Source organism: Streptomyces sp. SID9727, assembly GCF_010550605.1.
Classification (GTDB): Bacteria; Actinomycetota; Actinomycetes; order Streptomycetales; family Streptomycetaceae; genus Streptomyces.
Map to the genome: position 1 here is coordinate 1 of NZ_JAAGNI010000144.1, position 25,922 is coordinate 25,922.

The window sequence follows — 25,922 nt, forward strand, 5'->3', positions numbered from 1 at the left end:
CGCGGCCGCCCGCGCCGGCGCGGACATCGGCCGGCTCACCGCCGCCTGCCGGGCGGCCCAGGATGCGGTGCCCCACACCGCGTCCCTGAACGGATTCGACGTCGCGGCCCGCGCGCTGTGCCTGCTGACGGCCGCATGGGCGCAGGGCGCCGCCGGCCCCCGGGACGCCTGCGCACGGGCCCTCGCCCTCGACGAGAGGGTGGAGCCGTCCGGTGACTTCCGGGACAGCTACCGGCCCCTGCCGGGCCGCACGAAGTGGCACGGTCTCACGGCCACCGAGGCGGCGCTCTCCGCCGTGCGTGAGGCCCGGACGCGGGGCGTCGCCGAGGAGACCGCCCAGCTCGACGCGCTGCTGACACTGATGGCGGACACGGACGACGAACGGGTCGTACGCGACAAGGGGCCGCTGGCGCTGCGGATGGTCCAGGAGGACGCCGCCGGGGTCCTGGCCGCCGGTGGGGCCGGCATGCCCGAGGGGCGCCGACGGCTGACCGATCTGGACGAGCAGCTGACCCGGTACGCGATCTGCCCGGCGACCAGTGGCGCGCTGCTCACCGTGGTGCTCTACCTGGACTCGGTGGACAGCCGGCCGCTCGCCACCGCCTGAGCCGAGCCCGCCGGCCGGGGCGGCGCCGCCACCCGGCGTACGCCGGGTGGCGCTCCCGGTACCCCCGCCCCGATGCTGTTTCGGCGCCGCCCGTACACCCGCACCGAGAGGCACGACATGCCCGTGGACCCACCTCCTCCCGCGGGCGGTGCACGCGCGCGTCTGGAACTGCAGGCCATCCGGGCGCTCCTGGACGCACAGCGCCGGCGCGTCACCCGGTACGCCGAGCGTTACGGAGCCCCGGCGCCCGCCGCCGTCGTACCCCCGGCCCCGCAAGCCGCCGCCACTCCCCTGCCCTCCGGTCAGGAGGTGCTCGACGCCCTCCCGGTGGCGGCTCTGCTGCTGACCCCGGAGTTCGGCGAGGACGGCGAGGTCCGGGAGGTCGTCCTCCTCGCGCGCAACGCCACGGCCCGCGCCTACGCGGCCTCCCGCTTCCCCGACGAGGCCATGCCCCCGTGGACCGGACCGGTGCCCCTGTTCGAACGCGTCCCCTCCCTGGCCGCCACGGCGATCCCGCACATGCTGGCCGAGGCGCACCGCCAGGGCGTGCCGCAGCAGAGCGACACGGTGGAGTGGCTGGTGAACACGCGCACGGGGCCGGTGCGGATCAGCGCGGAGGTGCGGATCGCGCCCTGCGGCGACCACTTCCTGCTCACCTGGGAGCCGGGCGGCCGGCTCAGCATGGCCGGCGCGGCCCAGCAGCTGGTGCGCACGTGCTGGGCGGAGTGGAACCTCGCCGACGACGGCATCCAGCAGTCCCGCGGCTTCCGCCAGGTGCTGGGCCTCTCGGACGACGCCCCGGTGCCCAGCCTGTCCGACCTGGCGGCCGCCGCCACACCGGACTGCCTGTCCACGCTGTACCAGGCGTTGTACGACGTGCTCCTGCGCAAACGCGTCACCCAGTGCGAGCTGCTCTTCCGTGGCAGCGAGCGCGTCTTCCGGATGGTCGCCGAGCCCGTCCGCATCGTGCCCGGCGGCCTGGTGTGGGCCCTGCGGGCCGTCCTGATCGACGTCACCACGGACCGGCGCAGGCGGGAGGCGGCGCAGCGGGCCGAGCGTGACGCGCGCCACGAGCACGAGCGCGCCGAGGCCGTCGCGGAGGTGGCCGGTGTCCTGCGTGACGCGGTGCTGCCGCACTTCCAGGACGAGCTGGACGGCTACGGTCTGGAGGCGGCGGCCGTCTACCGCCCGGACGCGCCCGGGGCCGGGGTCGGCGGTGACTGGTACAAGGCCCGCGGGCTGCCCGACGGGCGCCTGCTGCTGGCGCTGGGCGATGCCCGGGGCCACGGCCTGGCGGCGGTCACCCTGATGGCCAAACTCCGCTACGCGCTCGCGGGGCTCGCGTACACCTCGAAGCCCGTGGAGAAGCTGACGCAGTGGCTCAACGAGGTGGCCTGCGCGGACGACAAGGAGTCCACCGCCACCGCGATCATCGCCCGCTACCACCCCGAGCGCACCCTGCTCCGCTGGACCTGCGCCGGGCATCCCCGCCCGGTGCTGCTGCGTGACGGCCGCGCCGGTCAGCTCCCGGCGCCCGCCGGAGGGCCCGGGCTCACTCTGGGGGTGCTCCCGGGGACGCCGTACAGCGCCACCGAGACGACGCTGGAGACCGGGGACATCGTCCTGATGTACTCGGACGGGCTGACCGAACGCCGCCCGGCCGACCCCGAGAAGGACACGCTCCGCTTCCTCGACGCGGCCGAGCGCTGTTTCCGGGAGGCCGCGCCGGGCCCCGGCCACGACGGGCTCCAGGACTACGTCGAACGGCTGGTGGCCCGCCTGGACGGTCCGCACCGCACCGACGACGCGACGCTCCTGGCCCTGCGGCGGCCCTGACCCGTGCCGGTGGTGGTGTCAGTGGGCTCCCGTAGTCTTCCGGCCATCACTCACCGCCCGGAAGGACCAAGAGAGTTGACTGGCCTGTCCCCCTTTCCGCTGCCGTTCCACACCTCCCGTTTCCGGTCGTGCGCCGATCCCCGGACCGTGCGCGAACTGGAGATGATCGCGTGCAGCGCGCACCTTCGGGCGAAGCCGGGATGGTTCGAGAAGATGCACGACACCGCCATAACCGCCAAGTGGACGCGGGAGGCCCTGGACCAGGGCATGACGGAGGCGCAGGTGCGCCATGTACTGGCCGAACTGGCGCACTACGCGCGGCTGCGGGACGCGCGTACCGGCGTCGAGGTGTCCGCCGTCGACGGTGTCTGGCAGTCGGACACGCTGATCGACGAGGGGCTGCGGTCGCGGTTGCGTGCGGCGGTCCGCGTGCTGGAGGACGTCCCCGAGGAGGAGAAGGACTGGCATCCGGGGTCGGACCGGCAGGTGCTGGACCTGGTGCATCCCTCACTGTTCTGCCTGGTACGGGAGGTGAGCGGCGGCCCGGAGCGGGCCTGGGAGAACCCGACGAACCGCTATGCGGCGTACGAGTTCTCGGACCGGTTCCAGTGGCTGCCCACGGACGTCGACGTCAGCGCGGACGGCGTGGCCGCCTTCCGTTCGTACGTGAACAACGTCCATCCCGAGGACCACCGGGAGCTGGCCGCCGTCCTGCCGGAACTGTTCACCCGGATGCTCCCGCTGTGGGAGAACGTGCTCACCGATCTGCGCCGGCCGCTGCCCCCGCGGATCGAGGCCGACCCGTACGGCTGGTACGGCCCGGAGCCGGACTACCCGGACGAGGAGGACTACAGCGACAAGGAGGCGTACGAGCAGGCGGTCGTGGCGCACGAGGCAGCCCAGGACGACTGGTACGAGAACCGTCGTCCGGTCGTGCCGGACGCTCCGGACTTCACCCCGCCCGAACCGTGTGACGCGTCCGACCGGGTCGCCCTGCGCGGTCGCCGGCTCCAGGTCATCACCAAGCTGGCGACCATCCACCTGACGCCCGAGAAGCCCGAGTACGCCGGCGGTTCGTGGCACGTCGAGGGGATGCTGAACGAGCGGATCGTCTCGACCGGCATCTACTACTGGGACAGCGAGAACATCACCGAGAGCCGGCTGGCCTTCCGGACCGCGGTCGACGAACCGGAGTACGAGCAGAGCGACGACGACGGCGTCCGCGAGGTGTACGGCCTGGAGAACGAGGGCCCGCTCAACCAGGTGCTGGGCTCGGCGTCCACCCCGGCCGGCCGCTGCCTGGCCTTCCCCAACGTCCTTCAGCACCGTGTCGGTTCGTTCCGCCTCGCGGACCCGAGCCGCGCCGGGCACCGCAAGATCCTGGCGTTCTTCCTGGTGGATCCGGCCGAGACGGTCGTCTCGACCTCCGACGTTCCTCCGCAGCAGCCCTGGGCCCGGACCTCGACCATGACCCTCGAAGAAGCCAAGACGTACCGCGATGAGCTCATGCGGGAGCGCAAGTTCTTCGTGGACGAGAACAACGAGCAGCTCTTCGAGCGGGAGTTCTCCCTCTGCGAGCACTGAGTACGCCCGCCGGCTCACACCCGTGCGGGGTGTGAGCCGGCGGGACGCGGTCGTACGGACCGGGGTCAGCGCAGTCCGGCGAAGAGGTCGTCCTCGGGGAGGGGGGCGCCGGTGGTGTCCCTGACCCGCACGAAGGGCTCCACACCCATCAGCTCCCCGAACCGCTCCTTGCCCATCTTGAGGAAGAAGATGTTCTCGCCCTGGCTGGCGTGCGCGGCCAGGGAGTCGAACTTCTGGCCACTGAACGCGGTGGTGTCGACCCAGGTGGTGATCTCGTCGTCGGGCAGACCGATCTCCGCCATCGCGGCGGCCTCCTCGGGGTCGGGCTCCGGCAGATCCTCGCCGAACTCACGCATCGTCTCCCCGAAGCGCTGCATCATCGAGCGCGGCGCCGTCGTCCAGTACACCTTCGGCGTCAGGTCGGTCATCTCCAGGGCTGCCATCGTGATGCGGTTGGCCTGGATGTGGTCGGGGTGGCCGTAGAAACCGTTCTCGTCATAGGTGACGACCACATCGGGCCGGTAGTGGCGCATCAGCTCGGCGAGCCGCGCGGCGCCCTCCTCCACGGGCGTCCCCCAGAAGGAGCCGGGCGCGTCGTTGGCCGGCCAGCCCATCATCCCGGAGTCGGCGTAGTCGAGCGTCTCCAGATCGCTGATCTTCAGGACCTCGCAACTGGCCTCCAGCTCCCGGCGCCGCATCACGGCGACGGCGGCCGGGTCGTGCCCGGGATCGCCCGGCTTCACACCTCCCGGCCCGTCACCGCACCCGCCGTCGGTACAGGTCACGAGCACCGTGCGGAAGCCTTCCGCCGCATACCGGGCGAGCACACCACCGGTCCCGGTGGCCTCGTCGTCGGGGTGGGCGTGCACGGCCATCAGGGTCAGCGGCCGGTCAGTCATCACACAGTCCTCCAGCGGAATCGGGCATGCGGTACGGGGACGCGACGGACGCGCCGCGCCTTTGTCGATGCAACCATCCGGACCGGATCCGGTGTTCCCGACGGGACCGATCGGCCTGGCCGAAACCCGTCGCCCGGCTCCCCGCCGGTGACAGAGTCCTCAGGGGGCTGGTGAACACACGTACGGGGAGGGGACGAGACATGGCTGAGGCAGACCTTTCGGCCGGCACGATCGAGTATCTGGACACCGGCGGTGAGGGGCCGGTCGTGGTCCTGCTGCACGGCGTCGCCATGGACGGCTCACTGTGGCGGAACGTGGTGGAGCCTCTGCGGTCCGACTTCCGCTGCGTGGTGCCGACGTTGCCCCTGGGTGGCCACCGCCGGCCGATGCGCCCCGGCGCCGACCTTTCGATCGTGGGCGTGGCGCGGCTGGTCGCCGAGTTCCTCGACCGGCTCGACCTGCGCGACGTCACGCTGGTGATGAGCGACTGGGGCGGTGCGCAGGCCCTGGTCTCGGAGGGAAGGGACGAGCGGATCGGGCGGCTCGTCATCACGTCGTGCGAGGCGTTCGACAACTTCCCGCCGGGTGTGCCGGGCAGAAACCTGTTCACCTCGGCGAAGCTGCCGGGCGGCATCAACCTCGCCTTCAGGCTGCTGAAGCTGAAGCCGATGCGGAGGCTGCCCATGACCTGGGGCTGGATGAGCAAACGACCGGTCCCGCACGAGGTGATGAACGCCTGGTTCACCCCACTGTGGACCTCCAAGGAGATCCGCCGGGACCTGCGCACATACGTACGGGGCGTCCCCTCGAAGAGCGAACTGCTCGGCTGGGCGGAGAAGCTGCGGGACTTCGACCGGCCCGCCCTCGTGGTGTGGGCGGCGGAGGACAGGGTGATGCCCCCGGAGCACGGCCGCAGGCTCGCCGAGCTCCTGCCCAGGGGCCGCCTCGTGGAGATCGAGGACAGCTACACCCTGATCCCCGAGGACCAGCCGGCCCAGCTGAGCGCCCACATCCGGTCCTTCCTGCTGGACGGCGGGGGCGCCTCCTCCTAGAGCCGGGGCCGTGGGGAAGACTGGCGGCATGAGCGAGGTCGTTTTCACGCGCGGGAGTGGCTGGATCCCGCGCGTGGTCCGCGAGGACGGTGTGCTGAAGCTGACGCTCGGGGCCGGGGCGGATGCCCATCACGAGCCCCGTACGTTCTCGTTCCCGATCGGGGACGAGCATCTCGCGGTGATCCGGAGGGACCTGGGCAGGCACCTGCTGCTGTGGAGCGCGGTGCTGCCGCTGTGCGATGCCGCCGGGACGCGGGACCGGCTCGATGAGGACGCCGCCGTCGCGCTCCTGGACCCCGTCCTTCTCGCCGCGCCCGCCGATGTCGACGCGTTCTTCCGGCGCACCCCCTGGGACAAGGGCCGGCTCGTCGCGCACGGGGCCGGCATCGACTTGCTCGAACGGGGCGCGGTCTGCGCGGCGATGCGGACCGCGACGGAGGCGTCCGACGCGAAACGGGCTCAGGAGTACCACGCACAGCGCCGTCGCGCCGAGCGCGGCACCGTACTCGGTCCACTCGACGCGGCGGTGCTGAGATACACGGGCCAGTACGTGCACGGCGCGACGATCCCGAGACGGCTGCCCGACGCCGTCGACCCGGCGCTGCTGCCCGAAACCATGCGGGTGATCGCCACCGCGGAGCACGCGTGCGACGGCCTGCGGATCGGCCGCGATCCACGACGGGGCAAGCGCGGCACGGACAAGCGGGACTGGGAGCGGATGGCGGCGGCGGTCGAGGCTGCCGTACGCCGGGCACACCCGGGGCTCGCCGACGAGGCGGTGCGCACCGTGGCCTTCCTGATGTGCTCGGAGGCCGTGGACCGCGCCAGGAGCACCCCCCTCGAAGCGTACGAGGAGGCTGCCGGCGGCCGTACGGTCCTGTCGTTCACCGACGACAAGGGCGCCGCGAAGACGTGGCGCCCGGGCAGCCCCCGTCTCGCCGCAGTGGAGTTCTGGGAGTTCGTCGAGGATCGCGTCGCGGCGGACAACGAGGTCTTCACCATTGAGGACGAGGAGAAGGGCGAAGGAATCCAGGTCCACTTCTACGCGGATTCCGTCGCCCGGATCACGACCGTGCGCGAGGGCCGGGGCGGGGCGGGCCCGGAGTACCGGGTCGAGTACAGCCTGGTCGACGGGATGAGCGGGTACCGGAGCCTGGTGAGCGCCTTCGTCCGTGGCGGCTGCGCGGCGCTCGACGGGCTGGGCCCGTGGATCCTGGACCACGCCGAGTTCGAACGCGCGCGCCGGCGGCGGGACGGCCGGTAGGGCGCGCCGAGCTCAGACCGAGCCGCCCGGCCCCACCACCGTGAGCAGGTCCACGACGAAGACCAGGGTCGAGTTCGGCGGGATGAAGGCGGAGGGCGACTGCTTGCCGTACCCGAGTCGCGGAGGAACGATGATCTCGCGCCGGCCGCCGGCCTTCATGCCCCGCACGCCCCGGTCCAGGCCCTTGATGGCCTTGCCGCCGCCCACGGCGAACTTGAACGGCCGGTCCTGTGCCCAGGAGGAGTCGAACTCTCTCCCGGTCGCGAAGGTCACGCCGACGTAGTGGACCTGGACCACCCTGCCCGGCAGCGCCTCCGGCCCCTCCCCCACCACCAGGTCCCTGGTGGTCAGTTCGGTGGGCGCGGCGCCCTCCGGTACCTCGACCTCGGGCTTGGCCGGTTCGTTCATCGTGGATCCCTTGCTCGTCGGCACGTCTGCTTCGTGCGGTTGTGGACGGTCGCCCGCGCACCACCCGGCCGGCCCGCGATGAGCTGGCCGGAGCCGCGAGTCATCGTGTGCCGCCCGCTCCCCGGGCGTCACCGGGGCCGGCGAACACCGCGGCCATCTTCTCGGCGGACTTGAGACCCGCGCCGGTGAGCACGACGACGGTCGTCTCGTCCGGAGCGATCTCACCGGAGGCGATGAAGTGGTCCAGGGTCGCCGCGGCGACACTGCTGGTGGGCTCGGCGTACAGGCCGCGGGCGCTCAGAGCGCGGACGGCGGCGTGGATCTCCGCCTCGGGCACGGCGTACGCGGCTCCGCCGGAGCGGCGGATGGCCGCCACCGCCTCGGGCAGCCGGACCGGTCGGGCGATGGACGCGCCCTCGGCGATCGTCGGGACCCGCTCGCCGCGGTGGCCCGGGGCAACGCCGTTGAACGTGTCGGCGATGGTCGCCCAGTGCTCGGGCTGCCCGACGAAGAGGCGCGGGCGCCTCCCGATCTGTCCGGCGGCGAGCAGTTCACCGAACGCGAGGTCGCAGCCGATGACGTTGCTGCCGGCGCCGGCCACGAGGACCACGTTGTCGGGCGCGGTGAAGCCCAGGGACTCCCACATCTCGTAGGCGACGGTCTTGGTGCCCTGGAGGAACATGGGGTGCCAGTTGTGGCTGGCGTAGGGGATCCGCCGCGACTGCCGGATCGCCTCCTCCGAGACCTCGTCGCGGGTGCCCTCCACCAGCTCGATCTCGGCCCCGTACGCCCGGGCCTGGAGGACCTTGGCCGCCGAGGTGGCGGCGGGGACGATGATCTTGGCGCGGATCCCGGCAGCGGCGGCGTAGGCGGCCACGGCGGAACCGCCGTTCCCCGAGCTGTCCTCCAGCACACGGCCGACGCCGTGCGCCACGAGGTGGGAGATCATCACGGACACTCCCCGGTCCTTGAAGCTGGAGGTCGGATTGAACCACTCCAGCTTGAAGTGGACCCGCCGCCCGGCCCAGTCGACCGGAATCATCGGCGTACAGCCTTCTCCCAGGCTCACGCGCCGGTCGGCCGGAACGGGGAGGACGGCCCGGTAGCGCCAGAGGGACCGCTCGGCGGTGTCGATCTGCTCCGGCCGCAGCCCCGGCAGCGCGGTGACGGCAAGGGGACCCCCGTCGTCGCCTCGCCAGCGCGGATCATCCAGCGGGTAGCGCCCGCCCGACCGGTCGCGGAGGACGGGGGCGGCACCGTCTGAAGGCTGTTCGTCGGTCATGAGCGATCCCGCCCTTCCTCGCACGTCACGCGCGCGCCCCGCACCAGGCGCGTCAGCCCAGTATGAACAGCCCGTCCGATGCCCGCGTACGTGAGCCACCGCTCCCGGAGAGGTCCCCGGTCACCCCAGGGAGCTCTACCGCACCTGCCGCTCCGCGTTGTCGACGTTCGTGTCCACCACACTCGGTCGAGGCAGCCCTCACCGTACCTGGCGACGTCCATGCGGACCGGTCGCCGGAGGCGGGCGCTCTCCCCAGCGGATCCGTTGCTGCGTCTGATCACGCCCACGCATGATTCGTAGTACCTTGTCTGCTTCAGCGTGAGGAATGGCCTTGCCGCAACTGGGCTGATGACGTGCAGCCCATGGTGTGGTGAGAGCGATGGGGGGACATCGTGAGTGCCGCGCCGCGTTTCATGGCTGCCAAGGCTCGTCCGTTGCCGGTGCTCGTACTGGCGGACGTGAGCGGCAGCATGGGGGAACCCCGGGAGAAGATCGATGTACTCAATGAGTGCATCCGCCACATGCTCGATGATTTCGCTACGGCCGATGTCGGGCGAGGCGCCATCCACGTCGGCGTGATCGCCTTCAGTCAGAACCGGGCCGCATTACATCAGGACATGGTGCCCGCGGCCGAGGCTTCCTGGAGCGACATGGAAGCCTCGGGAGGCACCCCGCTCGGCGCGGCCCTCGGACTCGCCGACGAGGTCCTGCGCGACGAGTCAGCCGTCCCGGCCCGTTCCTTCTCCCCCACTCTCGTTCTCGTCTCCGACGGCATGCCCACGGACGAGTGGGAAGAGGCCCTCGACCGATTGCTCGAATCCCCCAAGGGTTCTCGCGCCAACCGGCTGGCCGTCGCCATCGGTCCCGACATGACCGAACAGGCGAAGGCCGTACTGCGCCGTTTCGCCGGCGACGAGGCCAACGGCGTGTTCGAGGCACACGACGTCGGACGTATCCAGCAGTACTTCCGCTGGGTCACGGTCACCGTCACTCAGCAGGCTCGAAGCACTCGTCCGGACCGGGCACCGGTATTGCGCCCCGACGATCTGTCCGCATTCGGCGCCTGACCCTGTCGGAGAACGCGGCGAGAGGAAGCATCCGTGGCATCACGCTGGGATCTCGGCGGTCTGCTGCGGCCCGTCGAGGACGAGTACCACCAGTTGTGGCCGCTGTCGCACTCGATCGGTGCCGGCGGCCAGGGCGAGGTATGGCTGGCCCGTGGCGGAGGAACCGCCATCAAGATGATCACTGCTCCGACCCAGGAAGCGGCAGAAGCCGTGCACACGCGACTGCGCCGCATCCAGCGCTTGCCTCTGGACGGCGTTCCGTTGGCGGGTGTCCTCGCCCTGCTCGCTCCGCCGAAGCTGGGTTATGTGATGGAACTCGCCGACGAGATGGTGCCCCTGGACACGTTGTGTGTGCCCGACGAGGAAGACCTCGGGGCCTGGTACCTGCGCACCGGCGGCCTGGAACGCCGACTGCGGCTGCTCGCCAAACTCGCGGATGCCGTCGCCCGGCTGCACTCACGCGCCATCGTGTACCAGGACCTGTCGCCCTCGAACGTACTGGTGTCCGCAGCTCCCGAGCAGCAGGAGATCCGCCTCATCGACGTGGACAATCTCGGTCTTGTCTCGGCTGTCGCGTCCGCGCCGGTGCACACCCCGGGATACGGGGCACCGGAAATCGTGTCCGGGCGCAGTGGTGCCACGACGCTGGCCGACGCGCACGCACTCGCCGTCCTGATCTTCGAGACCCTCACGGCAAGCCACCCGTTCCGTGGTGACGAGGTTCTGGACTCCGATCCGGCCTACCAACAGGAGTACGCGGACTGCTTCCGCCTCCCCTGGATCGATCACCCCACTGACCGCACCAACGAGTGCACCTTGGGCATCACACCACGGGAAGAGGTGTTGTCCGGGCAGCTGTGGGGCCTGGCCACCCGGTGCTTCGTGGACGCCGTCACCGATCCTCTGGCCCGGCCGTCGGCTGCCCGGTGGGCAGCGGCGCTGCACTCCGCAGCGGGACAGACGGTCGAGTGCCCGGAGTGTCACTGGAGCTACCGAGCCGCGGCCTCCTCCTGTCTGGCCTGCGGCAAGCCCCGAGGGCGGGTCTGGCTGCTGCGCCACGGACTGACCGGCCCGGTCGGTACCGAGGACGACACCCCCCTTGTGGAGCTGTCGGAGGTGCCTCTGCCCGACTTCACCGTGCTGCGCCCCGACGGCCGAACGGCACTGACGGCCCGTCACGCCTCACCCGCCCCGGACCAGCCCGATGCGGTGGTCGCCCATGTGCGGTGCCAGGGCCAGGACGTGACTGTGTCGAACCTCTCGCGCGACAGTCTCTGGCTCGACCACCAGGACGGGCGGCCATGGCGTGAGATCGGACAGGGAAGCCAGGCAACCGTGCCGGTCGACGGCCGTTCCTGGACGCTTCACTTCGGCAGGCAGGGTGTCATCCATCGCTGGGTACGTCTGATGACGCTGGAGGCGAGCGGATGAGCGCGCGCCCCACACGGCCGGCCATGCCTGCCCGTATGCCGGGCGAACCCGTGCTCCTGTCCTTCCTCTGGCATCGAGTACCACAGGAGTTCATCGACCGGACCATCCCCGACGGCGTCGAGGTCCGGCTCCATCACCGGCCTACAGGCCAGCTGGACCTGGTCACCGATACCGCCGCGTTCGGGATCAGGCCGGCCACTCCGGAGGACGAGCGGAAGCTCGACCGGGTCCGGGCGGCCGGGACCACTTGTGTGGCAGTGACCGCACATCCGGTCCGCCCGCAACCGCCCACGCCCCTCCCGCCGCCTCGGCGCCGTACCGGAAACCCGCAGCAGTCCTCGTCGGCGGCCGGCACTCCCTTCACCGTGCGGGTCCACCTCTACGCCCCCGCCACAGGGCTCGCGGTACCGCTCAGCACCGGACTGCTCCTCGACGTCGACGACGCCGTGCTGGAGGACGCCACCAGGTACGCGGACCGCACGGACACCACCAGCGTCGGTTCGCTCATGGAGTTCATGGCACGCGAACTCCTTCTGGAGCCACGTCCCGGGGCTCCGGCGGACACGAGGCGCATGGTGGTCTCGGCCGGACCGGCCGGAAGCCTCGCAGCCGGCTTCCGGGTGCACGGGCCAGGGCTCATGGCCGATGTCGAGAAACACAGTGCCGGCTACCGCGTCGTCCGCTTGCTCAGCTCGGTCCATGACCGGGGCGGCACCGTGCAGAAGGCACTGGCCGTCGGATCCATCGAGTTCCGCGACATGACCGCCAGGCAGCGGGACCGCGAGAGGATACAGCGGGGCCTCGACCTGGTGGCCGGCCAGAACGGCTACCTGGCCATGTGGGACAGGTACCAGGAGCTGGAGGCGCGCCACATCAGGAGACGCCTCCGCGACTTCGGAACCATCCGCTACACCGACGTCAAGGTCGAGTCCGACGGCCGCTGCGCGTTCACCGTGGACCTCGGCCGGGCCCTGCCGCGTACCCGAGCCGCGTTGGAGAACACGGCTGCGGCCGAACGCGTCGAGCTCGAGGCCGCCGAGAGGCTTCCGGCCTCCGTGACGGACACCGTGATGACCGACCGGGAGTGGCTCGTCGCGTCGCGCGCGCAGAAGGTGAGGGCCTGGGTCGGTGAACCGCTCGGATACGACAGTGTCACCGAGGTCCTGCGGCTCACCGCGACCCTCACCAACCAGCAGGACCCGCCCCCTCAAGGGTGGCTCTACCTGGCGCACCGCGGCGACCAGCGTCGGCTCGACCGGCGCGAAAAGGCCATGCAGCAGCTGCGCACCGGCGGAACGCACATTCCTGCGCTGCCGACCCTCCTGGAGGGGGGTTCCTGGCCGCAGCCGGCACGGCAGCGGATCACGAAGCTCTCCCCCTCCGCGCTCAGCTGCTTCGCGCCTCACGGACCGACGCCGGCCCAGCGGGAGGCGGTGCTCACCGCCCTCAACACTCCCGACGTCGCGATCATCCAAGGACCACCGGGCACCGGCAAAACCCAGGTGATCGCTGCTCTGGTCAACCAGCTGGGCGATCTCGCTGAGGGGGGAGAGGTGGCCGGGAGCACCCTGTTGACGAGTTTCCAGCATGCGGCGGTGGACCACCTCGTCACTCGTGGCTGGGTCTTCGGGCTTCCACCGCTCAAGGTGGATTCGCGCGGCCGGGGCAGCAAAGTGGCACTGGACACCTGGCGTATCGAGGCAGCCCGTGCTGCCGACCTGCGGTTGCGTGAGCGCCCGGCCGGGTCGCATCTGGCTGCCCGGCGAGCCGCCACCGAGCTGGCCGCCACCTATCGGGCGGCGCCGGTCCCACCCGAGAGCCTGTCGCGCTTCCTGGACCAGGTGATCACCCAGGTCGGGGACATCGCCGAACCGTCACTGGTCGGGGAACTCCGCAGGCACAGGGACCGGGCCGAACAGCAGCGCACGCGAGCCGCCGCCATGGCCGACCCCGACGTGCGGGCGGATCTGCTGCCCTGCATCCGGTCGCTGCGCTGCACCGCGACCGGGTTCCACGATGACGGGCCCCGCACGGCCCGGGCGCTGTTGACACGGCTGGCACTCGCCGACACTCCGCTGTTCGACGGCATCTCTTACCAGGAGCCCCTGCGTGCGGCGATCAGCGCCACCGCACCGCACACCGAACTGCTCAACGCGCTCACCGCGGTGCGCGATGCCCTGCTCGACCGTCTCACCGCGCGCATCCGGCTCCCGGAGGTCACCGTGGCCGATCCCGCGATCGTCGACCTCCTCGACCGGCTCGCGGCACAGCTCGCGGAAGCGGTGACCCGGTCACCCGACGCCATAGCCGCGGCGCTGCTGGATTACCGGGATGATCTGCGCAGCGACCCGGAAGGTGTGGACGACACACTCCGCGCCTACACCGTCTCGCTGGCCTCGACCTGCCAGCAGGCCGTCTCCAAAGCCATGGTCGATGTCGGCCGCCGGGACGGAGCGTTCGAGTCGGTCGTCGTCGACGAGGCGGCGCGGGCCAACCCGCTGGACCTCCTCATCCCCCTCGCCCAGGCCCGCCGCCGGATCGTGCTGGTCGGGGACCACGCCCAGCTTCCCCACATGCTGGAACCCGACGTGGAGCGCGAGCTGGGTTCGCTCGGCGACGACGTCCGTGAACGGCTGCAGGAGAGTCTGTTCCAACGACTGGCCCGGCAGTGGGAGCGCAGCTCCTCCGACGGGCACTCCCGGTTCGTCCGCCTCGACACCCAGTTCCGCATGCATCCGGTACTCGGCAGCTTCGTCAGCGACAACTTCTACCAGGGGCACTTACGCAACGGCCGTGAGGCGGGTGAATTCACCCACGGGATCGAACGGTACGGCGAAGTTCCCGCGGTATGGCTTCCCGTGCCGCAGTCCGCCGGCGGGGAGACCCAACGGGGAACGAGCCGCGCCCGTCACGCCGAGGCCGTCGTCATCGCCGCGGAGATAGCCGCGCTGATCGAGCGGTACCCGAGGATGACCTTCGGCGTCATCTCGTTCTACGCCGCGCAGGTCACCGAGGTGTGGAAGGAGCTGAAGAAGGCCGGACTCGCCGAGTTCACCGATGCGGGCGGGTGGCGCCCCGTGACCCGGCTCAGCCGTGACGAGGACGGCGCACCGCTCGACCGGTTGCGGGTCGGCACCGTCGATGCCTTCCAGGGCATGGAGTTCTCGGTCACCTATCTGTCCACGGTGCGCAGCTGCACACCAGTCGCGCGGAACGACGCCAAGCGCGCCTACGGGCACCTGACCGTCGCCAACCGGCTGTGCGTGGCGATGAGCCGCCAGCAGCGGGTGCTGGCCGTGGTGGGCGACGACGGCATGTTCGGCCCCGGCAGTCCGGAGGCGGTCAAGCCTCTTGCCGGGTTCCTGGAGCTGTGCCGGAAGGGAGTGGACGGCCGTGTCGTTCGACCGTGAGGCCCCTGTCTTCCAGCTGGCCGTTCCACCCCGCCAACGGTACCGGCCCGTTCTCCTGCCCGTGTGGGTCCACCAGGCAACGGCACCGACCGGCTACTCCCGGACACTGGACGTCTTCCAGACCGTGGTGCTGCGCCTGTGTGCCGCCGGGGTCCGCGATGTCGGTGACCTGTCCCGGTTGATCGGGCTGGACACCGCCCTGTGCCGCACGGTGATCGCCCGGCTCGTGGAGGGGCAGCTGATGGCACACGGGCTGCGGCTGACCGAGGCGGGGCGGCGCACCGTGGCCGAAGGCGAGGTCGCCGAGACGGAGCCCCGGCTCGTCCGTGTCTTCCAGGACCCGGCCACCGGAATGCTGCTGCCTCGTATCCTGGTCGCCGATCCCGTACGCGCCGACCTGCGAGCGCATCGCGGCCGCTGGGTCACCATCCAGTTCGGTACCGCCGGCGCCTCCCGGGAGGTCAGCGCGCTGACGCTCCGGGCCGGCGGTCCCTGGATGCGCCCGTCGGAACGTGATGTCCTCGAAGCCTGCAGGAGTCACGACCTGGCGGCGCGCGGCCTGCGCGGTGCCTCCCGCGATCCGGACGGCTCCGTGGGGGCGGCCCGACGGATCGGGTTCCACGGTACGGCGAACCCGGCCCATGTCGTGTGCTACGTCGTCGAGGGCAACGACGGGTCCGGACGCATGTGGACCGTGGAGGATCCGTTCGCGGTGGGCGACGGGCGGTTTTTCGCGGATCTTCTGGCCGCCCGTGCGGAGACCGACGAGCAGTTGACCCGGCTGACGGACGACCTGCTCGGAAGGAGCCGCCACGACCGGACCACCGCCGCGCGCAAGGTCGACCGGGAGCTCGCCGAGGATGCCCGCGCCGACGTGGTCCGTATGCTCGGCGAGGAAATCCGGAACCACTCCGAGGTGTTGACCCACCTCGCGGACATCGAGCTGGCGCTGCTGAAGGACACCGCGCGGGAACGGGAGAACGCCGCGCGCAACGCCATTCGCGTCTTCGAGTGCATACTCCCCGAGCTGAACGAACGGTTCCCCGCCCGGATCCCACCATCCAGGGAGCCGGGGGTGCGGGAGCGCACGTTCGTACTGACCGCCCAGCGCCTGGGCGCCACATCCGTGCCGCCGGAGATGCGCAAGTACTGCTCCAGGCCGGCCGGCGGGCTGGCCGGAGACGTCATCAGAGCCGTCTGGGCGGCCGGCGAGAACGCGCGGCATCCGCTCGCCGCGTTCATCCGCGAGCGCCCCACCCTCCTGGAGGATCTCGACCGGTCACGCATCCTGCGCAACAACGCGACGCACGGACCGACCGGCGCACCGGCCCCTGACGAGCTGGAGCACATCCGGTCTCTCGCCTACGACGCGGCCCGCCACTTGCTCGGTCTGAGCAGCGGCCGAACCACCATCAGCAAGAGGGTGAACTGACGACATGGGGAAGAGGCAGACGCGTACGCGTGAGAAGGGCAAGGGGACGGTCCGGCCGGGACAGCCGCCCGCTCCCCCGCACACCGGGGCCGCCCGTGCCCGTCAGCCGGCCCCGATGGTTTCCCCCACCGGCCCGACGAGCGCCGACGACACCGCGGCGCTGCTGGAGGAGATACGGCAGGTCGCGGACGAGGCCCAGGTGGTCGTCGCGGCGGGGGCCGGGACCGACGGCGCGAGCTCCGACCTCGCCTCGGCCTGGCAGCGGTACCGGGCACTCGCCGAGCGCCAGGCGGACGCGGCGACCTCGTTGGCGGTGCAGGCGGAGGCGCTCCGTGCCGAGCAGGAGGAACTCACCGCCGCGGCCGCGCGACGGGCCGAGGAAGCCGCGGCCCTGCAGGAGAGGAGCGCCGCGCTGGACTCCCGTACGGAACTTCTCGACCGCAGGGACCGCGATCTGTCCGACCGCGAGCAGGCGACCGAAGCGGCATTCGCGGAACGCCGCCTGGAGACAGGCCGAGAGCTTGAGGCCTGGCTGACGGAGCAGCGCCGGACGGCAGTGGCCGCGCTGGACACCGAACGCCGGGACCGACAGGCACGGTGGAGCGAGGATCAGCGTCGCCTGGCCGGCACTCAGGCGGCCCTGGACCAGCGGGAGAGCGAACTCGCCCAACGCGAGAGAGATCTGCGATCCGCCCGGCTCCGGCTGGAGGACGAACGTGAGGACGTCGCCCACCTCAAGGCCGCCCTCAAGGAGCAGCAGGACACCCGTGCGGAACGGTTCGAACATGAGGTGACCAGTCGTACCGGCCAGTTGCTTCAGCAGATGGAGGAGAGCCGGCACAGGATTGCTGTCCTCACCGAGGGGCACGGACGTCTGAGTGTCCGACTCAACGAGTACGACGGCGCATTGGCGTCCCTGGGAGGCATGACCCTGGAGCAGGTCGTCGACCGCCTGACCGAGCTTCGCGCCGAGAACGCGCGCCTCCTGGAGGAGAACGCCGCCGCGCCACAAGCCGACGCCCTCCTGCTCGAGCAGGTGCGGCAGCAGGTCAAGCGCCTCGCCGCCGACAACGAAGAGCTGGTTCGGGAGCGCGGGGAACTGGAGTCCGCGCTCCAACGTGATCGCATCGCGGTCAACGAGCGTCAGAATTACCTCGAACAGAACAACTGGCTGCGCGCTGCCAACGACCAACTGCAGCACCTGCTCAACGAGGAAGCGGCCAGACTCCGGGCCACGGCCCAGGTCGGCAAGGAAGGCCAGGCCTTTCCGGCCTGCTCGTACATGGACCGGGAGTTCGGCACGCCCCGGCCCTTCGACACACGTACGCCGGCCATGCCGGAGCTGGTGCGCCAGCTGCAGGCGGTCATCCGCCAGCAGGCCGGTCTCTCCTACCGTCAGTCCGACCTGCGCCTGGTCCTGGCGGGCATGGCGATGAGCCGTCTCCATCTCTTCCAGGGCATCAGCGGTATCGGGAAGACCGGTCTGGCCCGCGCGCTCGCCATCGCCTTCGGCAGTGGCAGCAGCGCCGCCGTGGTGCCCGTCCAGGCCGGCTGGCGCGACCCGCAGGACCTCATGGGCTACTACAACAGCTTCGACCGGATCTTCTACGAATCCGAGTTCACCAAGGCTCTGTACCGTGCCCAGTGCCCTGCTTTCACGGACCGGCCCTTCTTCATCGTCCTCGACGAGATGAACCTCTCCCATCCGGAACAGTATTTCAGCGGAGTCCTGTCGGCCCTGGCCATCAAGGACCGGCCCAGTCTGGCACTGACCACGGCACCGGTCAGAAACCCTGCCGAGCTGATCATCGGCGGAACTCACATAGCCGTTCCGGACAACGTCTGGTTCATCGGTACCGCCAATCACGACGAGACGACCGTCGGCTTCGCCGACAAGACCTACGACCGGGCCTTCGTCCTGGAGCTGCCCTGGCAGCACCCGGACGTACCTTCGGACACGGCACCCGCGTTCCCGGAACCGCTAGGCCATCAAGCTCTCGCCCAGTCCTTCGACCGGGCGCAGGCCACCTACGGCGCGCAGGCCGACGGCATCATCGGATTCCTCGACACCCACTGGCGCAGTCGCCTCGCGGAGGAACTGCGCATCGGGTGGGGCAACCGGCTGGAGAGGCAGATCAAGCAGTTCGCACCCGTCGTGGTCGCCGCCGGAGGCAGCCCGGGTGAGGCGTTGGACCATCTTCTGGCCACACGCATCCTGCGCTCGGTCCGGGGACGGTACGACATCCATAGCGACATCCTCGACGCATTGCGCACCGACCTCGTCGAAAGTCTGAGTCGGTTCGACGGCGCTCACGAGCCGACGGCGACGCGACGGCTGCTGGACGACGAGCTCCGCTCACGGGGTCGGCAATGAAGCGGGAAGCAGCCGAGCCGGAACTGGACTCCCTCCTCGTCCGTCACCTTCTGGCCCTGTCGGCCCGTCTCGGCGAAGCCGCCACGCTCGACGACTGGCTGACCATGCCCCCGATCATCCTCGATGTCGCCGAGGAGGCCGAGGCCTTGCCGCTGGAGGACGTCTTCGAGCGCGAGTCCGGTGCGCTGCGCGCGGTCTGCCACCGTCCGTACACGCGTCTGCGCACGGTGGAGGAGGTGGTGCCGACGTCCCGGGTCCGCTCGATCGCTTCCGGCGCTCCGGCGCGCCTGGCTTCCCGGCCCGAGGACTGGGCCTCGCACACGCTCGCCGGCGTGCGCCCCAGCCGTCTGCTGGCCCGGCGCAGTGAGGAGGACGCCGACATCTACGAGAACCGCGTCGCCGTGGCCGTCCTCGACGTCATGCGGTCGCACCTGCAGCAGCGCATCACACAGCTCAGGGACCTCAGCAGGATGACGGACGATGTACACGGCCTGCTCATGACTTCTGAGAAGACCTCCTGGCGGGCCAGGCGGGACCTGGCCCGCCTGCTGAGGAACATCGAGGACTCCGGTCGGCAACGGGCGGTCGCGGGAACGCGTCTGCGGACCCTGGAATCGCTGCTTGCGATAGTGGAGGTCATGCTGAGTTCACCGTTGGCGCGCGCGGTCGACCACCGCTCCGCGCCGCGCGAACTGCACCCCACGAATCTGTTCAGCAGCGACCCGCACTACCGCAGGGTGGCCTCACTCTGGCAGGCCTGCGTCACCGTCGCCGCCGTACGCCCCGGGGAGGCCGAGACCGCTCAGCGCCGCCAGGAGGTCCGCGTCGCCTTCGAACGGTTCACCGGCCTCCTGCTGCTCCTCGCCTGCACACTGCTTCAGGCCACCCCGGACGCCCATCAGCCGGCTCCTGCCCCCGGCCGGACCACCCGCTTCCGCATGCGCGGTCAGCCGTTGACGGTCGCCTGGTCCCGGACAGGCGACTTCACCCTTCACTGGCGTGACCGCCAGGCGCTGCGCGTCATTCCGTTCACGATCGACCTGTGCACGGCTCCCGACGCGGCCTCCGTCGCCGCCTCGATCTCAGGCATCCGTCGTGACCGGCCGGCCATCGAGTGCGACGACCTCATCGTGCATCCGGGGCTGCTCCGGAAACGCCAGGACGCAGAGCCCCACGTCACCGGGGCGGCGTACCGGATCGGGCACGGCGACGGCGATGCGTCCGGGCAGCATGTCGGCGTTGCCCCGCTGTCCCCTCTGGACATCTTCAGCGTCAGCCGTCTGGTGCGGGCCGTCCAATGGGCCACCCTGGGCGCCGACGCGCGCCGCTACCCTCTCACGGTCCCCGTGCCCGCCGGCACGCGTTCCACCGTGACGAACTGTGACTGGCTCGAGCCCCGTGCCGACGGTGTGGCGGTCGTGCGCGCCCCCGCCCCGGGAGAGCTGGAGCACCTCTCCGCCCTGCTCAGGACAGCCCGGCGGCGCCACGGCAGTAGTCGAGCAGCGGAGCACGAAGCTCAGCGACTGCGGACTGTCTCCGAGACGTTGAAGGACGCGGCCGTCCAGGCCGAACTGCTCGAAGTGTGCCCGGTGTGTGCCAAGACCGGCTCGCAGCGTCAGACCGTGTTCGAGCCCCGCGAAGGCGGTCTGTTCGCAGCACTCTGTTCCGCGTGCCGCACCCGGTGGGAGCTCCGCCGCTGCATGGCCTGCAGACGAACCTTCCCGCTACTGGAACCGGATGGCTCCGCCGCTGCCGGAGCCCCCGAGTCCGACCTCGACGGCCGCCTCGGTGGCGCCTTTCTGGCTGTCCCGTGCTGGACGTCGGAGGGCACCGGTCAGTTCATCTGCCCAGCGTGCAGCACCTGCGGCCAGGCGACTCGAGCAGCTTCCTGCCCACGCGGATGTTCGACTCAGGCCCCACACTGACTGGACGTTCGGTCCGACGTTCGTTGCGGCCAGTTGACTCGGCACCGAAGAGGCCGCCGAGTCGGCCGGTGGGGGTGCAGCGGGCGAGGATCGTCTCGTCCTGACATCTTCTGTCTCCCGGGACGACGTGACGCCCCCCTCCCGCCCCCTCGCCGGCCGGCCGCGCAGCATATCGAGACGTGCCGCCCGACGCGCGGAGCCATCCCCTCGAAGGCGGGTGCGCCGACCGGACACGCACGGGTGAGCCCGTGAACGTGCACCGGGCGCGGATCGCGGCCGGGGTCGAGGAGGGTCGAAGCCGCAGGGAGCGTGAGTACCCGATGCGGTCACGCACCACGGTCCGGGCAGTCGGGGCGGCCGGACATGGCCCGCACAGTCAGGCGTCGCCGACGCCGCCCAAGAAGCTCAACCGCACCCGCCGCTCCGCGTTGTCGACGTTCGTGTCCACCAGGCACACCGACTGCCACGTGCCCAGTTCCAGTCGCCCCGCGATCACCGGCAGGGTCGCGTGCGGGGGGACCAGGGCCGGGAGCACGTGGTCGCGGCCGTGGCCGGGGTGGCCGTGGCGGTGCTGCCAGCGGTCGTCGGCCGGGAGCAGGATGTGGAGGGCGGAGAGGAGGTCGTCGTCGCTGCCCGCGCCGGTCTCCAGGACCGCGATTCCGGCGGTGGCGTGCGGGACGAAGATGTTGAGCAGTCCGTCGCGGCCGGAGGCCGCGCGGGCGAGGAACTGTTCGCAGTCCGGTGTCAGGTCGGTGACGGTCTCCGTCGAGCCCGTCGTGAGGTGCAGGACCGTGGTGGTGAAGGCGGCAGAAGACATGCTTCCCATCCTGCCGCGCCCCGGGACCGAATCCGCTGAGCGACGGGCACGTGGGAAGTTCCGGGAGCCCGTCGCGGTTGGTAGAAGCGTGAACGATTTGGCGATGCGGTCGGTGGACGTCGTGGTGATCGGCGCCGGGCAGGCGGGGCTGTCCGCCGCGTACCACTTGCGGCACAACGGTCTGGAGCCGGACCGCGACTTCGTGGTCCTCGACCATGCGCCGGCCCCGGGCGGCGCCTGGCAGTTCCGGTGGCCCTCGCTGACGTACGGCAAGGTGCACGGCATGCACGCGCTGCCCGGCATGGAGCTGACCGGTGCGGACGAGGAGCGGCCCTCGTCCGAGGTCATCGGCGCCTACTTCGAGCGGTACGAGCACGCCTTCGGGCTCCGTGTGCACCGGCCGGTCGATGTCGGCGCCGTACGCGAGGGCGAAGGCGGGCGGCTGCTGGTCGAAACCTCCGCGGGCACGTACGCGACACGCGCCCTGGTCAACGCGACCGGGACCTGGGACCGGCCCTTCTGGCCCCGCTACCCGGGGCAGGAGACGTTCCGGGGGCGGCAGTTGCACACGGCCGGCTACCCGGGCCCCGCCGCCTTCGCCGGCCGGCGGGTGGTCGTCGTCGGCGGCGGGGCCTCCGGTACGCAGCACCTGATGGAGATCGCCGAGGTGGCGGCGGAGACCCACTGGGTCACGCGTCGGCCGCCGGTCTTCCGGGAAGGGCCCTTCGGGGCGGACCAGGGGCGGGCCGCGGTCGCCATGGTGGAGGAGCGGGTGCGGCGCGGGCTGCCGCCGCAGAGCGTGGTGAGCGTGACGGGGTTGCCCGTCAACGACGCCGTCCGCCGCGCCCGCGAGTCCGGGGTGCTCGACCGGCTCCCCATGTTCGACCGGATCACGCCCACCGGTGTCGCCTGGGCCGACGGCCGCGGCGTCGAGGCCGACGTCATCCTCTGGGCCACCGGCTTCCGCGCGGCCATCGATCATCTCGCCCCATTGCGGCTGCGGGAGCGCGGCGGGGGCATCCGGGTCGAGGGCACCCGAGCCGTGCGCGACCCGCGCGTCCACCTCGTCGGGTACGGCCCCTCCGCCAGTACGATCGGCGCCAACCGTGCGGGGCGTGCCGCCGTGCGCGAGATCGTCGCGCTGCTGAGGGACGGGGTGCCTGCGGGGCCCGCGAAGGCGCCCGCCCTGGTCTGAGGCCGGGGCCCCCTCTCATCCCGCTCCCCCGCGGTTCCGGTTGAACTCCGCCACGTTCCGCTGCTGCTCCGCGTAGTCGTCCGTGAAGCGGGTGTCGCCCGGGGCCACCGTCACGAAGTACAGCCAGGGGCCCGGGGTGGGGGTGATCGCAGCGGCCATCGCCTGTTCGCCCGGGTTGCCGATCGGGGTGGGCGGGAGGCCCTTGTGGGCGTAGCTGTTGTAGGGACTGGCGAGCTTCGTGTCGCCCGTGGTGGTGTCCAGCGTGCTGCGGTGCAACGCGTAGTTGAGGGTGGAGTCCATCTGGAGCGGCATGCCCCGGTCGAGGCGGTTGTGGATGACGCGGGCGACCTTGCCCATGTCCGCCTCGGTGTCCGCCTCGGCCTGGACGATGCTGGCGATGGTCACCGTCTGGTACACGGTCACGTCGTTGCGGCGTGCGCCGGCCGTGATGTGGTCGGCGCCGAAGTGGCGGCCCGCCGTGACGGTCATGTAGCGCAACAGGCTCTTCGGGGTGGTCGCGGGGGTGACCGGGTACGTCGCCGGGTAGAGGTAGCCCTCGGGGTTCCCCTTCGCGGCGGCCGGGAGCGGCAGGTCCGACGTCGGCGCCGCCCCTGCGGTCGTGCCGGCGGGTACGCCGAGGGCCTGGTCGACGGCCGCGTAGACCTGGGTCGCCCGGCGGCCCTCGGGGATCACCAGGGTGCGGGCCGTCTCCTCGGTCTTCGACCCTCGCGTGAGCAGGGGGACGAGCACCGCTGCGGCCACGGCGAGGACGAGGAGGGAGCCGATGAACAGTGTCAGGCGGCCGCGCCGGGTCAGGCGGGTGCGGCGGCGGGGCGGGGTGACCGAAGGCGGGTTGTCCGGGGGCTCGTGCGCCATGCGGGCACGCTAACCCGCGCCGGTCCCGGCCTCGGGGAGGCCGTGCGCGGCACGCCTTCCGGTCAGCCCGCCACCGGGGCCATCTCCGTGTCGCGGCGGACCAGTGCCGCGTACCGTCCGTCGAGCCGGAGCAGTTCCTCGTGGGTGCCGCGCTCCGCCGTGCGGCCGCCGTCGAGGACGACGATCTGGTCGGCGTCGCGGACGGTGGAGAGCCGGTGGGCGATGGTGATGGTGGTGCGTCCGGCGGAGAGTGCGTCGATGGCCTCCTGCACGGCACTTTCGGTACGGGTGTCGAGCGCGCTGGTCGCCTCGTCCAGGATCAGCACCGGCGGGTCGCGCAGGATCGTCCGGGCGATGGCGAGACGCTGCTTCTCGCCGCCGGAGAAGCGGTAGCCGCGCTCTCCCACGAGGGTGTCGTAGCCGTCGGGAAGCGAGGCGATGTGGTCGTGGATCTGCGCGGCGCGGGCCGCCGCCTCGATCTCCTCGTCGGTGGCGTCCGGCTTCGCGAAGCGCAGGTTCTCGGCGACCGAGGCGTGGAAGAGGTACGTCTCCTGCGAGACGACGCCGACCGCACGGGCGAGGGTGTCGAAGTCGAGGTCGCGCACGTCGACCCCGTCGAGGGTGACCCGGCCGCCGGTCACGTCGTACAGCCGGGGCACCAGGTAGCTGAGGGTGGACTTGCCGGACCCGGTGGGGCCGACGACGGCCAGTCCGGCTCCGGCGGGAACGGTGACGTCGACGCCGCTGAGGGTGGGGCCGCTCGCCTCGTCGTAGCTGAAGTCCACGTTCTCGAAGCGGACCTCGCCGCGGATCCTCTCCAGGCGCACGGGATTCTGCGGCTCCGTGATGTCGACGGTGAGATCGAGGTACTCGAAGATCCGCTGGAAGAGCGCGAGGGACGTCTGCATCTGCACCCCGGTGGAGAGCAGGCTCACGGCGGGGCGGAAGAGGCCCTGCTGGAGGGAGACGAAGGCGACGAGGGTGCCTATCGAGACGGCGGGCCCGCCGGACTGGAGGGCCATGCCCGCGGCCCAGTAGATGACGGCCGGCATGGCGGCCATGACGATGCCGATCGTGGACATCCGCCACCGGCCGGCCATGCTGGCGCGCACTTCGAGGTCGACCAGCCGCTCGGACTCCTCGGCGAAGCCCTGGGTGAGCGAGGCGGAGCGGCCCATCGTGCGACCGAGCAGGATGCCGCTGACGGACAGCGACTCGGTCACGGTGGCGGCCATGGCTGCCATCTGCTTCTGCCGCTGGGTGGTGATCTTCTTGCGTTCGCGGCCGACCCGGCGGCTGATCCAGACGAAGACGGGCAGCAGGAGCAGCGAGACGACGGTGAGCCGCCAGTCGAGCGCGAGCATGGCGACGACGGTGGCGATGACCGCGGTGAGGTTGGAGACGAGCGAGGTCGCCGTCGAGGTGACGGTGGCCTGCATGCCCCCGATGTCGTTGGCGATCCGCGACTGGACCTCGCCCGTGCGGGTCCGGGTGAAGAAGGCGAGCGGCATCCGCTGCAGCTGGGTGTAGACGGCGGTGCGCAGGTCGTGCATGACGCGCTGGCCGACGGTGGTGGAGATGAGGGTCTGGAGCACGCCGAAGACGCTGTTCATCACGGCGGTGAGGATCATGCCGAGGGCGAGCAGCGTGAGCAGGCCGGTCCGCCCCTGCGGGAGGGCGGTGTCCAGGATCTCGCGCAGCAGGAACGGCGAGGCGACCGACACCAGCGAGGAGGCGCCGACGAGCAGTCCGACCACCGCGAGGCGGCCGCGGTAAGGGCGGAAGAGGCGGAGGATGCGGCGCAGCTCGGCGGGCGGCTGGTCGGCGTCCTTGGGCGGGGGTGTCCACGTGGGTTCGTCGGGCTTCATGGGCTCCTTCGTCGGACGTGCGGCAACGGAACGGGCGGGGCCGCCCGGACGCGGGTATCGCGACCGTGACAGTCGGGTTGAATGAGAGCATAGCTCATTGTTACCCGCACTCACAATGAACCAGGTCCTGATAGTGTTCCCCCATGGACTCCCCCGACCCCGACGGCGTACTCGCCGAACAGCTGCTGCGGCTGACGCGCAGGCTCCAGCGCATCCAGGGCCGCCAGCTGGAGCCGATCGGCATCACGCCCGCGCAGTTCCGGCTGCTGCGCACCGTCGCCCATTACGACGGACCGCCCCGGATGGCGGATCTCGCGCAGCGCCTCGACGTGGTCCCCCGCGCAGTGACCACGCTGGTGGACGCCCTGGAGGCGAGCGGCAGGGTGCGCCGCGCCCCCGATCCGGACAGTCGTAGGGTGGTCAGGATCGAGATCACGGACGAGGGCATCGCCACGCTCCGCTCGCTGCGCGACGCGCGCCGGGCGGCCGCGGAGGAGATCCTGGCTCCGTTGACCGCCGACCAGCGCGAGGTGCTCGGCGGTCTGCTGACCGCCCTGGTCGACGGAATGCCGGAGCGCCGCTGCTGACCGGTCAC

19 protein-coding genes are annotated in these 25,922 nt (G+C 71.2%); 13 read left to right on the top strand and 6 right to left on the bottom strand.

Annotated elements, in window-relative coordinates:
• From G3I41_RS09855 to G3I41_RS09865, 3 genes are all read left to right on the top strand, one after another.
• Positions 1–607, top strand: a 607-nt coding sequence (locus tag G3I41_RS09855) for a triphosphoribosyl-dephospho-CoA synthase (protein ID WP_164399840.1), incomplete at its 5' end; no start/stop codon positions are given.
• Positions 608–679: 72 nt separating this feature from the next.
• On the top strand, positions 680–2,443 hold the full coding sequence (locus tag G3I41_RS09860; RefSeq protein ID WP_239081561.1) for a PP2C family protein-serine/threonine phosphatase: 1,764 nt from the start codon (positions 680–682) through the stop codon (positions 2,441–2,443).
• Between the two features lie 15 nt (positions 2,444–2,458).
• Positions 2,459–4,027, top strand: a complete 1,569-nt coding sequence (locus G3I41_RS09865) for a DUF4246 domain-containing protein (RefSeq protein WP_343242098.1) — start codon at positions 2,459–2,461, stop codon at positions 4,025–4,027.
• Positions 4,028–4,092: 65 nt separating this feature from the next.
• Here G3I41_RS09865 and G3I41_RS09870 read toward each other — a convergent pair whose 3' ends face one another.
• Complete coding sequence (locus G3I41_RS09870) at positions 4,093–4,926, bottom strand: PIG-L family deacetylase (protein WP_164399842.1); 834 nt, start codon at positions 4,924–4,926, stop codon at positions 4,093–4,095.
• Between the two features lie 200 nt (positions 4,927–5,126).
• Between G3I41_RS09870 and G3I41_RS09875 the strand changes: the two genes are divergently transcribed.
• Together G3I41_RS09875 and G3I41_RS09880 are read left to right on the top strand one after the other, a co-directional pair.
• The gene (locus G3I41_RS09875; protein ID WP_164399843.1) at positions 5,127–5,978 is read left to right on the top strand and encodes an alpha/beta hydrolase; all 852 of its coding nucleotides are present in this window, start codon (positions 5,127–5,129) and stop codon (positions 5,976–5,978) included.
• Between the two features lie 28 nt (positions 5,979–6,006).
• Positions 6,007–7,242, top strand: coding sequence for a DUF6357 family protein (locus G3I41_RS09880; protein WP_203600648.1), 1,236 nt, complete (start codon positions 6,007–6,009; stop codon positions 7,240–7,242).
• Positions 7,243–7,254: 12 nt separating this feature from the next.
• Here G3I41_RS09880 and G3I41_RS09885 read toward each other — a convergent pair whose 3' ends face one another.
• Positions 7,255–7,650, bottom strand: a complete 396-nt coding sequence (locus tag G3I41_RS09885; RefSeq protein WP_164399844.1) for an FKBP-type peptidyl-prolyl cis-trans isomerase — start codon at positions 7,648–7,650, stop codon at positions 7,255–7,257.
• Positions 7,651–7,750: 100 nt separating this feature from the next.
• Positions 7,751–8,932: a pyridoxal-phosphate dependent enzyme gene (locus G3I41_RS09890; RefSeq protein ID WP_164399845.1), complete on the bottom strand. Its 1,182-nt coding sequence runs from the start codon at positions 8,930–8,932 to the stop codon at positions 7,751–7,753.
• Positions 8,933–9,324: 392 nt separating this feature from the next.
• On the opposite strand from G3I41_RS09890, the gene G3I41_RS09895 reads away from it, so the two are divergent.
• From G3I41_RS09895 to G3I41_RS09920, 6 genes are read left to right on the top strand one after another with little or no spacing between them, the layout of a single operon-like run.
• Complete coding sequence (locus G3I41_RS09895) at positions 9,325–9,999, top strand: VWA domain-containing protein (protein WP_164399846.1); 675 nt, start codon at positions 9,325–9,327, stop codon at positions 9,997–9,999.
• A 33-nt stretch (positions 10,000–10,032) separates the two neighbouring features.
• Positions 10,033–11,430, top strand: coding sequence for a hypothetical protein (locus G3I41_RS09900; RefSeq protein ID WP_164399847.1), 1,398 nt, complete (start codon positions 10,033–10,035; stop codon positions 11,428–11,430).
• Positions 11,431–11,453: 23 nt separating this feature from the next.
• A complete protein-coding gene (locus G3I41_RS09905) occupies positions 11,454–14,840 on the top strand; it encodes an AAA domain-containing protein (protein WP_164399848.1) in 3,387 nt (1,128 codons plus the stop codon).
• Complete coding sequence (locus G3I41_RS09910; protein WP_164399849.1) at positions 14,824–16,272, top strand: hypothetical protein; 1,449 nt, start codon at positions 14,824–14,826, stop codon at positions 16,270–16,272. The genes G3I41_RS09905 and G3I41_RS09910 overlap by 17 nt, the downstream gene beginning before the upstream one ends.
• A gap of 4 nt (positions 16,273–16,276) precedes the next feature.
• Positions 16,277–18,646: a hypothetical protein gene (locus G3I41_RS09915; protein ID WP_164399850.1), complete on the top strand. Its 2,370-nt coding sequence runs from the start codon at positions 16,277–16,279 to the stop codon at positions 18,644–18,646.
• A complete protein-coding gene (locus G3I41_RS09920) occupies positions 18,643–20,571 on the top strand; it encodes a DUF2357 domain-containing protein (protein WP_164399851.1) in 1,929 nt (642 codons plus the stop codon). Before G3I41_RS09915 ends, G3I41_RS09920 begins: the two co-directional genes overlap by 4 nt.
• 376 nt (positions 20,572–20,947) lie before the next feature.
• Here the strand turns inward: G3I41_RS09920 and G3I41_RS09925 are convergent, their stop codons facing one another.
• Entirely contained in the window at positions 20,948–21,388 is a 441-nt protein-coding gene (locus tag G3I41_RS09925) for a YjbQ family protein (protein ID WP_164399852.1), read from the bottom strand.
• A gap of 103 nt (positions 21,389–21,491) precedes the next feature.
• On the opposite strand from G3I41_RS09925, the gene G3I41_RS09930 reads away from it, so the two are divergent.
• On the top strand, positions 21,492–22,583 hold the full coding sequence (locus G3I41_RS09930; protein WP_164399865.1) for an NAD(P)-binding domain-containing protein: 1,092 nt from the start codon (positions 21,492–21,494) through the stop codon (positions 22,581–22,583).
• Positions 22,584–22,598: 15 nt separating this feature from the next.
• Here the strand turns inward: G3I41_RS09930 and mltG are convergent, their stop codons facing one another.
• Together mltG and G3I41_RS09940 are read right to left on the bottom strand one after the other, a co-directional pair.
• A complete protein-coding gene (gene mltG / locus G3I41_RS09935; protein WP_164399853.1) occupies positions 22,599–23,459 on the bottom strand; it encodes an endolytic transglycosylase MltG in 861 nt (286 codons plus the stop codon).
• 62 nt (positions 23,460–23,521) lie between these two features.
• The gene (locus G3I41_RS09940; RefSeq protein ID WP_164399854.1) at positions 23,522–25,327 is read right to left on the bottom strand and encodes an ABC transporter ATP-binding protein; all 1,806 of its coding nucleotides are present in this window, start codon (positions 25,325–25,327) and stop codon (positions 23,522–23,524) included.
• A gap of 143 nt (positions 25,328–25,470) precedes the next feature.
• Between G3I41_RS09940 and G3I41_RS09945 the strand changes: the two genes are divergently transcribed.
• Positions 25,471–25,914: a MarR family transcriptional regulator gene (locus G3I41_RS09945; RefSeq protein WP_164399855.1), complete on the top strand. Its 444-nt coding sequence runs from the start codon at positions 25,471–25,473 to the stop codon at positions 25,912–25,914.
• Positions 25,915–25,922: the final 8 nt, after the last annotated feature.